11 protein-coding genes and 1 tRNA gene are annotated in these 13,288 nt (G+C 54.1%); 6 read left to right on the top strand and 6 right to left on the bottom strand.

All coding sequences use genetic code 11. From position 1 onward, the window contains the following. Window positions 1–169 precede the first annotated feature (169 nt). Window positions 170–1,363 carry a Bcr/CflA family multidrug efflux MFS transporter gene (locus tag ACUY4S_RS07810; RefSeq protein WP_312687968.1) on the bottom strand — a complete coding sequence of 398 codons (1,194 nt, stop codon included), beginning with the start codon at window positions 1,361–1,363 and terminating at the stop codon, window positions 170–172. A gap of 15 nt (window positions 1,364–1,378) precedes the next feature. After that, window positions 1,379–2,086, bottom strand: a complete 708-nt coding sequence (gene rsuA / locus ACUY4S_RS07805; RefSeq protein WP_458022691.1) for a 16S rRNA pseudouridine(516) synthase RsuA — start codon at window positions 2,084–2,086, stop codon at window positions 1,379–1,381. Between the two features lie 150 nt (window positions 2,087–2,236). On the opposite strand from rsuA, the gene radD reads away from it, so the two are divergent. Both radD and rplY read left to right on the top strand, forming a co-directional pair. Further along, entirely contained in the window at window positions 2,237–3,997 is a 1,761-nt protein-coding gene (gene radD / locus ACUY4S_RS07800) for a DNA repair helicase RadD (protein ID WP_458022697.1), read from the top strand. 125 nt (window positions 3,998–4,122) lie between these two features. Beyond that, the gene (gene rplY / locus ACUY4S_RS07795) at window positions 4,123–4,407 is read left to right on the top strand and encodes a 50S ribosomal protein L25 (protein WP_312687974.1); all 285 of its coding nucleotides are present in this window, start codon (window positions 4,123–4,125) and stop codon (window positions 4,405–4,407) included. Window positions 4,408–4,448: 41 nt separating this feature from the next. Here rplY and ACUY4S_RS07790 read toward each other — a convergent pair whose 3' ends face one another. Together ACUY4S_RS07790 and yejK are read right to left on the bottom strand one after the other, a co-directional pair. Beyond that, the gene (locus tag ACUY4S_RS07790; protein WP_458022692.1) at window positions 4,449–5,090 is read right to left on the bottom strand and encodes a hypothetical protein; all 642 of its coding nucleotides are present in this window, start codon (window positions 5,088–5,090) and stop codon (window positions 4,449–4,451) included. A 60-nt stretch (window positions 5,091–5,150) separates the two neighbouring features. After that, on the bottom strand, window positions 5,151–6,158 hold the full coding sequence (gene yejK, locus ACUY4S_RS07785; protein ID WP_312687978.1) for a nucleoid-associated protein YejK: 1,008 nt from the start codon (window positions 6,156–6,158) through the stop codon (window positions 5,151–5,153). Between the two features lie 138 nt (window positions 6,159–6,296). Between yejK and ACUY4S_RS07780 the strand changes: the two genes are divergently transcribed. The 3 genes from ACUY4S_RS07780 to ACUY4S_RS07770 all read left to right on the top strand — a co-directional run bounded on the left by ACUY4S_RS07780 (window position 6,297) and on the right by ACUY4S_RS07770 (window position 8,456). After that, the gene (locus ACUY4S_RS07780) at window positions 6,297–6,524 is read left to right on the top strand and encodes a YejL family protein (RefSeq protein ID WP_458022693.1); all 228 of its coding nucleotides are present in this window, start codon (window positions 6,297–6,299) and stop codon (window positions 6,522–6,524) included. Window positions 6,525–6,542: 18 nt separating this feature from the next. Then, window positions 6,543–8,303, top strand: a complete 1,761-nt coding sequence (gene yejM, locus ACUY4S_RS07775; RefSeq protein WP_312687984.1) for an LPS biosynthesis-modulating metalloenzyme YejM — start codon at window positions 6,543–6,545, stop codon at window positions 8,301–8,303. 76 nt (window positions 8,304–8,379) lie between these two features. After that, window positions 8,380–8,456: transfer RNA gene (locus tag ACUY4S_RS07770), tRNA-Pro, on the top strand. Window positions 8,457–8,614: 158 nt separating this feature from the next. Here ACUY4S_RS07770 and mqo read toward each other — a convergent pair. Beyond that, the gene (gene mqo, locus ACUY4S_RS07765) at window positions 8,615–10,270 is read right to left on the bottom strand and encodes a malate dehydrogenase (quinone) (RefSeq protein ID WP_312687986.1); all 1,656 of its coding nucleotides are present in this window, start codon (window positions 10,268–10,270) and stop codon (window positions 8,615–8,617) included. Between the two features lie 276 nt (window positions 10,271–10,546). Here mqo and ACUY4S_RS07760 point away from each other — a divergent pair, with 276 nt between their 5' ends. Next, window positions 10,547–11,782, top strand: a complete 1,236-nt coding sequence (locus ACUY4S_RS07760; protein WP_458022698.1) for a SulP family inorganic anion transporter — start codon at window positions 10,547–10,549, stop codon at window positions 11,780–11,782. On the opposite strand, the gene mgtE is transcribed toward ACUY4S_RS07760, so the two are convergent. Then, window positions 11,745–13,181, bottom strand: coding sequence for a magnesium transporter (mgtE, locus tag ACUY4S_RS07755; protein ID WP_312687988.1), 1,437 nt, complete (start codon window positions 13,179–13,181; stop codon window positions 11,745–11,747). The two genes, ACUY4S_RS07760 and mgtE, sit on opposite strands and share 38 nt — an antisense overlap. Window positions 13,182–13,288: the final 107 nt, after the last annotated feature.

Below are 13,288 nucleotides of genomic sequence, written 5' to 3'. Positions count from 1 at the left end.
GGGGTATATGTACCCGTTTCTGCGATCTAACTCAACCTTTTTCACTACAATGGTGTGACTTTTTACACTAATTGATTTTACATAAAAGAAACAAACATGTCAGAAGGTATGACCATTTTGGTTGATATGTATCAAAGAAGGGAGCCTTTTCACTCCCTTTGCTGAAGGGTTACGCCGGTTTTTTTCCGCGACTGGCGTAAAGACAGAAGAGAATGGAGCTGGTTGCGCAGAACGTGATCGACCAAATCATTGGCCAGGCAGAGTTAAATGTCGCCATCGACAACAACGCGCCGATGATGGCACCAATGCCAAAACGGAACGTCCCGGCCAGCGATGACGCGGTCCCCGCCATATGAGGAAACTCATCAAGAATAACGGCCATCGCATTAGACGCTACCAGCGAGACACAGCCGACAAACGCCGCCACACCAAGTACCAGTGACCAGAACCCGACATCCAGCAACGCGGTTACCACCATCCATATCGCCATGGCAAACTGCACCCACAGCCCGCAGCGAAACATGTTCAGCGCGCCAACGCGACGCACAATGCGGCCATTAATAATGGTGGTTACAAACAGGAAGACGATATTCAGCGCGAAGTAATAACCAAAATCCTGCGGCGAGACGTGATTGATCTGAATGTAAACAAACGGCCCAGCGCTCAGAAACGAGAACATTCCGGCAAAGCTGAACCCGCTTGCCAGCATGTAACTCAGCACGCGCTTATGACGAAACAGCGAAGCAAAGTTACCGATAGTGGTGCGCAGGTGAAATTTATGCCGCTTATCCACCGGCAGTGTTTCACGAATAAAGATGGCGATCATCGCCGATGCCAGGAGCGCGGCCAGCGCAAGGATCCAGAAAATGGCGTGCCAGCTAAACCAGACCAGTACCGCCCCGCCCACCATCGGTGCCAGTAACGGCGCAATTGTCGTCACCAGCATAACGAACGACATCATGCGCGAGAATTCTTCCCGGGGGTAGATATCGCGCATCAGAGCGTTGATCACCACGCTGGCCGCCGCTGCCGCAAGGCCATGGAAAAAACGCATCGTGATCAATTGATCAATACTCTGCGCCAGCGCACAGGCCACCGCCGCAGCAGCAAAGATCAGGGTACCGCCAAGAATGACTGGCTTACGCCCGATGCTGTCGGCCATCGGGCCATATAGCAACTGACCGACCGCAAACCCCAGAATATAGGTACTCAGCGTCATCTGCGCACTGCCCGCCGGCACACCGAATTGCTCTGCAATCACCGGAAGCGCAGGAAGATACATATCGATGGACAGCGGCATAAGCATTGCCAGCAGCCCAAGAATAAACACAATGCTTAGCGAAGAGTGTGGCCTTGAGGTCACGTCAGTCTCCTGATATTAGCGTGGGGGCATGCCGATACTGGCAATTTCTTCTTCTGTCAGCGGACGATACTCACCGGGTGCTAAATCCGCATCCAGCGCAATAGCGCCAATGCGCTCGCGATGCAGACCCACCACATGATTACCGACAGCGGCAAACATGCGCTTAACCTGATGATAACGACCTTCGCTGATGGTCAGACGGACCTGATTCGGTGTTACTACTTCCAGCACGGCGGGTTTGGTGAGATCTTTTTCGTTGTGCAGCTGTACACCACGGGCAAAGTGTTCTGCCGTGTCGTCGCTTACCGGGGATTCGAGCGTCACCAGATAGGTTTTTTCACAATGATGGCGCGGCGAGGTAATACGGTGTGACCACTGGCCGTCGTCGGTCATCAGCACCAGCCCGGTAGTGTCAATATCCAAACGCCCGGCGGCATGCAGCTTGTGTGCAACCGGCTCATCAAGAAAATAGAGTACCGTCGGGTGATCCGGATCGTCGGTTGAGCAAACGTAACCTTCCGGTTTGTGCAGCATAAAGTAGCGCGGGCCATTTTGCTGCACCAGCGTATTGCCATCGTATTCGACATCGTGTTCGGGCAGCAGTTTAAATGCCGTATCACGCACAACGTCGCCATTAACAGTGACACGGTGAGCACGGATTTCACGCCCGGCAATGGCGCGGCTTACGCCGAGCTGCTGAGCGATAAACTTATCAAGTCGCATGAAATTTTTTTGCCTGTATGGTGCTGGATGCGGGCAATGAGCCCAAAAAAGACGTAATAAACGTGAGTAGTATAGCGGCCATCATACACCACTCAAGGGAAAGATCCGTGGCATACTATGCGCCGTCTACCTGCAACCCTCATCGAGACAATGACTTTTACGCTGCGCCCCTATCAACGCGAAGCGGTGGATGCCACCCTCGCCCATTTTCGTCAACATGCTGAACCGGCGGTGATCGTGCTACCGACCGGGGCCGGAAAAAGCCTGGTCATCGCCGAACTGGCGCGTCTGGCACGCGGTCGCGTGCTTGTGCTGGCGCATGTGAAAGAACTGGTCGCACAAAACCATGCCAAATACATTGCCCTTGGGCTGGAAGCAGATATCTTTGCTGCCGGATTAAAACGCAAACAAAGTAACGGAAAAGTGGTGTTTGGCAGTGTGCAATCGGTGGCGCGCAATCTGGCGCAATTTCAGGGTGAATTTTCACTGCTGGTGGTGGATGAGTGCCATCGCATCAGCGATGACGATGACAGCCAGTATCAGCAGATCCTGGCCCATCTGCGTAAGGTGAACCCTCACTTACGACTGCTGGGTTTAACCGCTACCCCTTTCCGGCTGGGCAAAGGCTGGATTTATCGCTTTCATTACCATGGCATGGTGCGCGGCGACGAAAAGGCGCTGTTTCGCGACTGCATTTATGAGCTGCCGCTGCGCTATATGATCAAGCACGGTTATCTCACACCGCCAGAGCGGCTGGACATGCCCGTTGTACAGTATGATTTCAGCCGCTTACAGGCGCAGAGCAACGGTCTGTTCAGTGAAGCAGATCTGAACCGGGAACTGAAAAAACAGCAGCGAATTACTCCGCATATCATTAGTCAGATTATTGAGTTTGCGCAGACGCGCAAAGGGGTAATGATTTTTGCCGCGACCGTTGAGCATGCGCGGGAGATCACCGGGTTACTCCCCGCGGACGAGGCTGCACTGATTACCGGAGAGACGCCTGGCCCACAACGCGATGCGTTAATCGATACCTTCAAAAACCAGCAATTCCGTTATCTGGTCAACGTGGCAGTATTGACCACCGGTTTCGATGCGCCGCATGTCGACCTGATCGCCATATTACGTCCGACAGAATCCGTCAGCCTGTATCAGCAAATCGTTGGCCGCGGTCTTCGGCTTTCGCCGGGCAAAACCGACTGTCTTATCCTTGATTATGCGGGGAACCCGCACGACCTTTACGCGCCGGAGATCGGTGCGCCAAAAGGCAAAAGCGACAATGTGCCGGTACAGGTGTTCTGCCCTGCCTGTGGTTTCGCCAACACCTTTTGGGGTAAAACCACCGCGGATGGCACGCTCATTGAGCATTTTGGCCGCCGCTGCCAGGGCTGGCTGGAAGATGATGAAGGTCATCGCGAACAGTGTGATTACCGCTTTCGCTTTAAAAACTGCCCGCAGTGTCATGCAGAAAATGACATTGCTGCCCGTCGCTGCCGCAGTTGCGACACGGTGCTGGTCGATCCTGACGATATGCTGAAAGCAGCGCTGAAACTGAAAGATGCGCTGGTGCTGCGCTGCAGTGGTATGACGCTCCAGAACGGCGCGGACGAGAAAGGCGAATGGCTGAAAATCACCTATTACGATGAAGATGGCGCGGATGTCAGTGAGCGCTTCCGTCTACAGACACCCGCGCAGCGTACCGCCTTCGAACAGCTATTTATCCGCCCGCATACCCGTACTCCCGGCATGCCGCTGCGTTGGATTGTGGCTCGCGATATCGTCGCCCAGCAAGCGCTGCTGCGCCATCCCGACTTTGTGGTGGCGCGGATGAAAGGCCAGTTCTGGCAAGTGCGTGAAAAAGTGTTCGATTATGAAGGCCGTTTCCGTCGGGCGCATGAATTACGTGGATAAACGTGCTTTTGATTGATGTATCGAACATTCGGGGATAGAATACCGCCCGCTTTTGCATCCGCGAAAGCCGATCATCTGCCTGTTGCTGGGTCGCCTGTAACAGGATTTATTAAAGAGAGATTTAAATGTTTACTATCAATGCAGACGTACGTAAAGAGCAGGGTAAGGGTGCGAGCCGCCGCCTGCGCGCAGCTAACAAGTTCCCGGCTATCGTTTACGGTGGAACTGAAGCGCCGATCGCTATCGAACTGGACCACGACAAACTGTGGAACCTGCAGTCCAAAGCTGAGTTCTATAGCGAAGTAGTGACCATCGCTGTTGATGGCAAAGAAGTAAAAGTGAAAGTTCAGGCTGTACAGCGTCACCCGTACAAACCGAAACTGTCTCACATCGACTTCGTTCGCGCTTAATCGCCGACAAGTTGAAGAAACCCCGCTACGGCGGGGTTTTTTTATGCCTGTTCGCCGTCCATCAATGGCTGACCCATACGCGGTTCATCCCCTTCATCTGACTGCCGGTGCATGACCTGCTTAAGCAGTGTGCGCTGGCGGATCATCGCCTGAGACGGCGCCCAGGGCAGCATGCGCAGCGGAACAGTCTGCCCTTCCGTTAGCGCATCAAAAAGCGGCTCCTGGTTCAGCAGGTCCTCCCCTTCCCAGCGTTGCCCTGCATAGTCAAAATGAAAATGGACGCGTAACTCCAGCTCATCAATTTCGATATCGTCTTTTTCGCCGTGATCATCCACTTTGTTGCCGACTTTACCGTTGTGGGCCAGACGCGTTTTCTTCAGCACTGTCCCGCTGGTATTAACACCGTGCTGGCGTAACAGCCCGCTGGCATAGTAATAACGCACACTGCTGATGTTTGACGTCACTGCAAAGCCGACCAGAAACAGACCACAAAGAAAAAAGACCGCAATCCCAATAATGCCCGCAATAGTGTGCGTTTCATCGGGTAACCAGGCATGGAAATACAGCAGCAGCGAAGCGGTCAGAAAAATAGCGCCCAGGCCCAAAAGCAGACAAAACAGCAGCGCATGTTTGCGCAACACAGTGCGCAGCAATACAAAGTCGATACCTGGCGGATGCGTCATCGTTAAAACAGCTCCCGTGGCTCGCAAAGAAAAAACCTGCCAGTCAGCAGGTTTTGAGGATTATTTTCCGCCGTTAAGACGGCGTTGCAGCTGGTCGCGGAGGTTTGGCGGCGTGCCTTTGATGGTCAGCGTATCGGTTGCCGGATCCCAGAAAATACGTTCGCCCAGTAACAAGGCATCGAAATTAATGGTCAACCCGCCACCGCTGCCCGCGTATTTGGTCAGCTGGCGCAGCGTGCTGCGGTCGGCCGGGAAACTGTCTTCCAGCTCGTAGCCCTGGCCGGCAGTAAACTCTTCGAAGCTGACTTCGCTCACGCCTGCCAGCTCTTTCGACAACGACGCCAGTTCAATCTCTTCACCGGCCTGCAACTGTTCATTGCAGTAGGTGTAAACCTGCTGGCGTACCGTCTGGCGCTCGGATTTATCCAGCTCCGCCTGGGCGGTGAAATCATCCACCGCCTGCAGCAAACCGCGGTTTTGCGCTTTGGCGTTCAGCCCTTCGCTGGCGCCAAGAAAATCCATAAAGAAATCGGCGACCTTACGCCCAACGCGACCTTTCAGGAAGGTTAAGTAACGGCTGGATTCCGGGTTGGTTTCCCACTCGGTCAGGTCAATTCGGGCGACGATATCCGCATGATTTATATCAAGATAATGCGTGGAGCTGATATCCAGATTCTCATTCACGCGCATGCTGCTTAAGTTGTTCAGCACCGCCACCAGCAGGTATTCCACCGCGAGATAACGGTAGTGGCAAAACAGGACAATACCGCCATCAGCAAAGGGGTATTTCGCCAGCTCATCACGTAAACGTCCGGTCGCCGCACGGCTGAACGCGAGAAACTCTTCTTCACCCTGACGTTGCAAGCGCAGCGCCTGCGCCAGCTCGCTCTCTTCGTTGAACAGGCCATACGCTTTGTTTTTCGCGCTATAGACCCGGTGCAACTCTTCGACCATCTCTTCAACGGGCGGTGTTGGTTCCAGCAAAGAATCGCGCAGCACCAGCTCAAGGGTTTGCTCATCGCGTTTGATAAGCTGATGCAGGGCAATCTGGTTGATGTCCAGACTCATGATAAACTCTCCTTTTAGACCGCGGTATTCAACCACCACCAACGCGACTGTGCAACAGCAGATAAAAAAGCAGAAAAAAAGCTGTTGCTACGGTAATATGTTGCCCTTTCATGAACCAACATAAACTGATGTCGATTTATGCCACAAATCTCCCGTTACAGCGATGCACACGTTGAAGAACTGCTCACTAAGCTGGCCAACGTGCTGGAAAAACACAAAGCGCCGACCGACCTGTCCCTGATGGTGCTGGGCAATATGGTAACCAACCTGATTAACACCAGCGTTGCGCCCGCCCAGCGTCAGGCTATCGCCAGGTCATTCGCTCAGGCGTTACAATCGTCCATTGGCGACGACAAAGCGCATTAAGGGAATTAACAAGAGTTTATGGTGACGAATCGTCAGCGCTATTTTGAAAAAGTCTCCCAGATGGTGAGCTGGGGGCACTGGTTTGCGTTGTTCAACATTTTGTTGTCCATCGTACTGGGTAGCCGCTATCTGTTTGTCGCCGACTGGCCCACTACCCTTTCGGGCCGAATCTACTCTTATTTAAGCGTGGTAGGGCACTTCAGTTTTCTGGTCTTCGCCGCCTATCTGCTGATTCTGTTTCCATTGACGTTTATTGTCATGTCACAGCGATTGATGCGCGTGTTGTCGGCTATCTTCGCCACCATGGGCATGACGCTGTTGTTGATTGACAGCGAAGTCTTTACCCGTTTCCACCTGCATTTAAATCCCGTCGTCTGGGAGCTGGTGATTAACCCGGATCAGAACGAAACGGCGCGTGACTGGCAGTTAATGTTTATCAGCGTGCCGGTGATCCTGCTGATTGAAATGCTGTTCGCGACCTGGAGCTGGCAAAAGCTGCGCAGCCTCACCCGCCGTCGCCATTATGCCAAACCGCTGGCCGTCTTCTTCTTTGTCGCCTTTGTTGCCACTCATGTAATGTACATCTGGGCGGATGCCAATTTCTATCGCCCAATCACCATGCAGCGCGCCAACTTGCCGCTCTCTTACCCGATGACCGCGCGGCGTTTTCTGGAAAAACACGGCCTGCTGGATGCGCAGGATTATCAGCGTCGGCTGGTGGAACAAGGCAATCCGGAAGCCGTGTCCGTGCAGTATCCGCTCAGTGAGCTGCGTTATCAGGATATGGGCGCCGGGCATAACGTCCTGTTAATTACCGTTGATGGCCTTAACTATTCGCGCTATGAAAAACAGATGCCGCAACTGGCGAGTTTTGCCCAGCAGAATGTGAGCTTCACCCAACATATGAGCTCCGGCAATACCGCCGATAGCGGCTACTTCGGGCTGTTCTACGGTATTTCGCCAAGCTATATGGATGGCGTACTCTCAGCGCGTATTCCGGCGGCGCTGATCACCGCGTTCAACCAGCAGGGCTATCAGTTAGGCCTGTTCTCTTCAGACGGCTTTAGCAGCCCACTCTACCGCCAGGCATTGCTGTCTGACTTCTCACTGCCGGCCGCAAAACCGCAAAGCGATGAGCAAACTGCCGATCAATGGATTAACTGGCTGAGCCACTATGCGCAGGATGACAACCGCTGGTTCTCCTGGGTGTCGCTTAATGGCACCGCCTCGCTGGACAGCAACCAGCAGGGCTTTGCTCGCAAATACAGCCGTGCGGCATCCGATGTGGATGCACAAATCGCCCGCGTCATTGATGCGCTGCGCGCCTCTGGCAAGCTCGATGATACGGTGGTGATCATTACCGCCGGGCGCGGTATCCCGGAAAGCAAAGAGGCCAGCCGTTTCGACTGGTCACGTAGCACGCTGCATGTGCCGCTGGTTGTTCACTGGCCAGGCACACCGGCTCAGCACATCAATAAGCTGACGGATCATAAAGATATAATGACCACGCTGATGCAGCGTTTGCTGCACGTCAGCACACCGGCGAATGAATATTCGCAGGGGCAGGATCTGTTCAATGCCACACGGCGTAACAATTGGGTCACCGCTGCCAATGGCGACACGCTGGCAATTACCACGCCGGAAATGACCCTGGTGCTTGGCCAGAATGGCAATTACCAGACCTGGGATGCGCAGGGCAATAAAGTGCGCGAGCAGAAACCGCAACTCAGTTTGCTGTTGCAGGTTCTGACGGATGAAAAACGTTTTATCGCTAACTGATTGATTAATTATAAATCACTCAGTCTGCCCTTCACTTGCATTCAGCGACGAAAAGGGTACTATTAGCGCCACATGTCGGCACGTAGCGCAGCCTGGTAGCGCACTGTCATGGGGTGTCAGGGGTCGGAGGTTCAAATCCTCTCGTGCCGACCAAAATTCCCCCGAAAAACCAGCCTCTTACGGCTGGTTTTTTTATGCCTGCGATCAGGGAAAGGTAAAACCTGCAATGAGTGACACCGCGGCGCTGTGCATACGCTGCAAAAAAAAATCCCGGCGGGTTAGCCAGGATTTTTATCACAGTGATACTCAGTTCACAGGGCGATATCGGCCACCGTTTCACTGTCACTCTGCGGATGCACCAACGGTTTCTGCACCGGCGGCGTGACATCGGCAACCAGTGACTCGTCGCATTTCAGCCCGAGGATCTCGCTGGTGTAACGCAGTTCTTCATCAGCAGCGTCAACATTGCCGTTCAGCTCCGTACCAAAAGAAGGGATGATCTCCTTCAGTTTTGCCTGCCAGCGTTCAGAAGCAAAACGTTCGGTGAACACTTTCTCCATCAGCTCCAGCATAATGGGCGCGGCGGTAGAAGCGCCAGGCGATGCGCCCAGCAGCGCGGCAATCGTCCCTTCCTTATCGCTCACCACTTCGGTGCCTAAACGTAATACCCCACCCTTACCCGGCTCGCGCTTGATGATCTGGACACGCTGACCAGCCTGCCACAAACGCCAGTCCTCTTTCATCGCCAGCGGGTAATATTCGCGCAGCGCATCAAAGCGATCGTCTTCATTTTGCAGCACCTGGCTCACCAGGTATTTCACCAGACTGAAGTTGGTCATCCCCACCGTCAGCATGGGCAGCAGATTCGAGGTGTTGGTCGACCGTAGCAAATCCCACAGCGAACCATTCTTCAGGAAGCGGGTCGAGAAGGTGGCGAACGGCCCGAACAGCAGGACACGTTTGCCATCAATAATACGCGTATCAATATGCGGCACAGACATCGGCGGCGCGCCGACAGTAGCCTGGCCATAGACTTTCGCCAGATGGTGATTGACCACTTCCGGGTTTTCCGACACCAGAAATTGCCCCCCCACCGGGAAACCGGCATAATCCGCCGCTTCCGGGATACCGGATTCCTGCAACAGCTTCAACGCCGCGCCACCGGCACCAATAAAGATAAATTTCGCCTTAATGACCTGTTCACCGCCGCCTTTTAGCGCATGCAGTGTCACTGTCCAGCTGTTGTCAGCATTGCGTTTAAGGCCACGCACTTCGGTGCCCAGTTGCAGCGAGAAGTTCTCTTTTTTCTGCAACGAACCAATCATCTGACGGGTCAGTTCACCGAAGTTCACATCAGTGCCAATTTCGGTGCGTGTCGCGGCAATTTTCTGTTTTGCATCGCGCCCTTCCATCACCAGCGGCGCCCATTTTTTTATCTGTTGCGGGTCTTCGGAATAGCGCATACCGCGGAACAGCGAACTCTGCTGCAATGCTTTGTAGCGGGCGCGCAGGAAGTTAACGTTGTCATCGCCCCACACCAGGCTCATATGCGGTACGGTATTGATAAAGGAGCGCGGTTCGCGCAGCACACCGGTCTTCACCTGGTGCGCCCAAAACTGGCGAGAAATACGAAACGCTTCGTTGATTTCAATCGCTTTTTTGATACTGATCGATCCATCCGCGCTTTGCGGCGTGTAGTTCAGTTCCATTAATGCGGCGTGCCCGGTACCGGCATTGTTCCAACCGTTGGAGCTCTCCTCCGCAAGGGCATCCAGCCGCTCTACCATCGTAATCGACCAGTCGGGCTCCAGCTCCGCAAGCCAGGTTCCCAATGTGGCGCTCATGATCCCACCACCAATTAAAAGCACATCTGTTTCCTGCTCTTTCGATGCGGAACCTTTTGCTGCTTTCGAGACAGCATTTAGCCCGACAGCCATCGAAAACAGTCTGGCAGTCATTTTTTTCATGTTGTCATTGCCTTACTTTTAGTGCTGCTTTATTCGCATTTATTGAGGGTAAAGTCGTTAGCGCTCTTAACGTAGCACTTAAAATCTGAGATTTAAATAATGTTTAATCATTAAATTTCCATTGTATAAATGTTACTAATAAGTTGATTTTTTGCATTAGTTTTAACACTTATTGCTGGTCTTTAGCGGGTGAAATCTGCTATCATCCTGCGCTTTGCCAATCGCATGGATGCCGTTTGCCTGCATCATGATGGCAAGACTCACCCGCGGATCCTTATGACCGAAAAAACCCCTCTTTCTGCTCATCAACTCAGCCACGTCCTGCGGTCGCCGCAACTGTTCAGCCGCGAAGTGCTGGCCGGAGTCCTGACCGCATTAGCACTGATCCCGGAAGTTATCTCCTTCTCGGTGATTGCGGGCGTTGATCCCAAAGTCAGTCTGATCGCCTCCGTCGTGCTGTGCCTGGGTATGTCATTACTGGGCGGACGTCCGGCAATGGTCACGGCTGCCGCAGGGTCAGTCGCTCTGGTTATCGGACCGATGGTTCATCAGAACGGGGTGGAATACATTTTACCTGCGGTGTTACTTGCAGGTGCCATCCAGATTGTGTTCGGCCTGACCGGAATGGCGCGCCTGATGCGCTTTATTCCGCATGCTGTGATGACCGGTTTTGTGAACGCGCTCGGTATCCTGATTTTCTTCGCCCAGGTTCCCCACTTCTGGCGCCGCGACCCGCTGATACTGGCACTGTTCGTGCTAACGCTGCTGATTGTGCTGTGGCTGCCGCGTTGGGTTAAAAGCATCCCCTCGCCGCTTATTGCCATTGTGTTATTAACCGCCTTCACCGTGTTCTCGGGCCAGTTATTGCCCACCGTTGGCGATGAAGGATCACTGCGTGGTGGCCTGCCAGGCCTGACGCCATGGTTGGTACCGTTTGATCTGCACACCCTGAGCATCGTCTGGCCGTGCGCGTTAAGCATCGCTTTTGTCGGGTTAATGGAGTCGTTGCTGACCGCCAAACTGGTCGACGATCTCACCCACACGCCCTCCGCCAAAGGGCGGGAAAGCACCGGGCTGGGCATTGCGAATATCCTGGCGGGCTGTTATGGCGGTATTGCCGGCTGCGCGATGATTGGGCAGACCATTGTCAATGTGGAGATGGGTAAAGGCCGCACCCGTCTGTCAACGGTGGCTGCAGGTCTGGTTTTACTGCTGCTGGTCACCGCGCTAAGTGAAGTGATGGCGAAAATCCCAATGGCAGTCCTGGCGGGGATTATGGTGATTGTGGCATTTAAAACCTTTAACTGGGGCAGCCTGCAACCTGCCACGCTGAAACGGGCGCCCCTGGTTGAAACGGTAGTTATGCTGGTGACAGTCGCGGCCACTGTCAGCACCGGTAATCTGGCAATTGGTGTCGCCGCCGGGCTGATAACGCTGGCGTTAACACCAGCGAAATGGCGCAGCACAGCAGGCGCTACAGCAGAAAAATCGTCGCCAGCCCAAGAAAAATAAAGAAGCCCCCGGTATCGGTGATAGCCGTGATCATCACGCTTGAGCCGACAGCCGGGTCGCGTCCCAGTCGGGTCATCATCATCGGGATCAAGACCCCCATGAGCGCAGCCATTAGCAGGTTCAGCACCATTGCCAGCGTCATGACGCCGCCGAGCGCTGCATCGTCATACAGCCACCAGGTGACACCGCCCATAATCCCGCCCCACACCAGTCCGTTGATTAACGCCACCCCCATCTCACGCAGGATCAGGAAGGTAATGTTGCCCGGCTGAATGTTCTGAACTGCCAGCGCACGAACAATCATGGTAATGGTCTGATTACCCGTATTCCCCCCGATACCAGCGACAATCGGCATTAATGATGCCAGCGCCACCAGTTGTGAAATGGTATGTTCGAAGCCGTCAATCACTCGCGAGGCAATAAAGGCCGTGCATAAATTGGTCGCCAGCCAGACCCAACGGGTCTTCACTGCTTTACTCACCGGCGCAAAAACATCCTCTTCCGTGCTGAGGCCGCTCATCTGACGCAAATCGTTATCCGTCTCTTCATACACCACATCGACAATCTCATCGATGGTCAGACGCCCCATCAGCATGCCATCATTGTCTACCACGGCAGCGCTAAGCAGGTTGTCACGTTCAAAGGTGCGGGCGACTTTTTCTGCTTCATCTTCCGGCGAGAAACTCACCGGGTCGGCATCCATCACTTCGCTGACCCGCTTGCCCGCAGCATTCAGCAATATTGTTTGTAGCCCCAGTTCGCCTGTCAGACGGTTATCCCGCCCAATAACAAACAGTTTGTCGGTGTTTTCGGGCATCTTGCCCAGCCGTCGCAAATAGCGTTGCACTGCCGCCAGCGTCACTTCCGAACGTACGGTGATCACCTCGAACTCCATGATCGCACCAACGCAGTTTTTGCCGTAACGCATCACCTGCCGGACACGCGCACGTTCCGCTGGAGGCAACGTCGCCATTAACCTGCCGGTCAGGTTACGCGGCAGATTCTGCACCAGCCAGATTTGATCATTAATGTCGAGGGTTTCCAGCGTATCGAGTAATGCCCGGTCACTCATCTCGTCAATCAGATCGCCCCAGACGTTTTCCGAAGCTTCGAGCAGCACTTTGCCACGCTTATCATCCTCCACCAGCCGCCATAAGGCGTGGCGCTCATCAACCGGCAACGCCTCAAGCGTATCGGCCAGATCCGGTGGCGGCAGGTGGGCAGCAAGCGCCCGGACTTCGACCAGATCCTGCTCAAGCGCTTCACTGTCGAGCTGTTCGATGGGGGAAACTTCCCCCAGCAGTGCCGCCGTAAGGGCTTTATGCGTGGTCAGCAGCCAAATCAGACGAGCTCGTTCCTCATCACGCAGTTTGACGCTGTTTTTCTTGGTAACTGACATTGAGCTATCTCTGAATGGCAAAACGCTCCGGCACAGCGAAGCTGGACAGCATTAAGCATAGCGGCAGGCTTTGTAAAAAATAATAAACCGCGGGGGCGTTCGGGCAA

This window comes from Kosakonia beeri (assembly GCF_054165705.1).
Note: the sequence above shows the minus strand (reverse complement) of the source record. Positions and strands in the feature narration are given on the sequence as shown.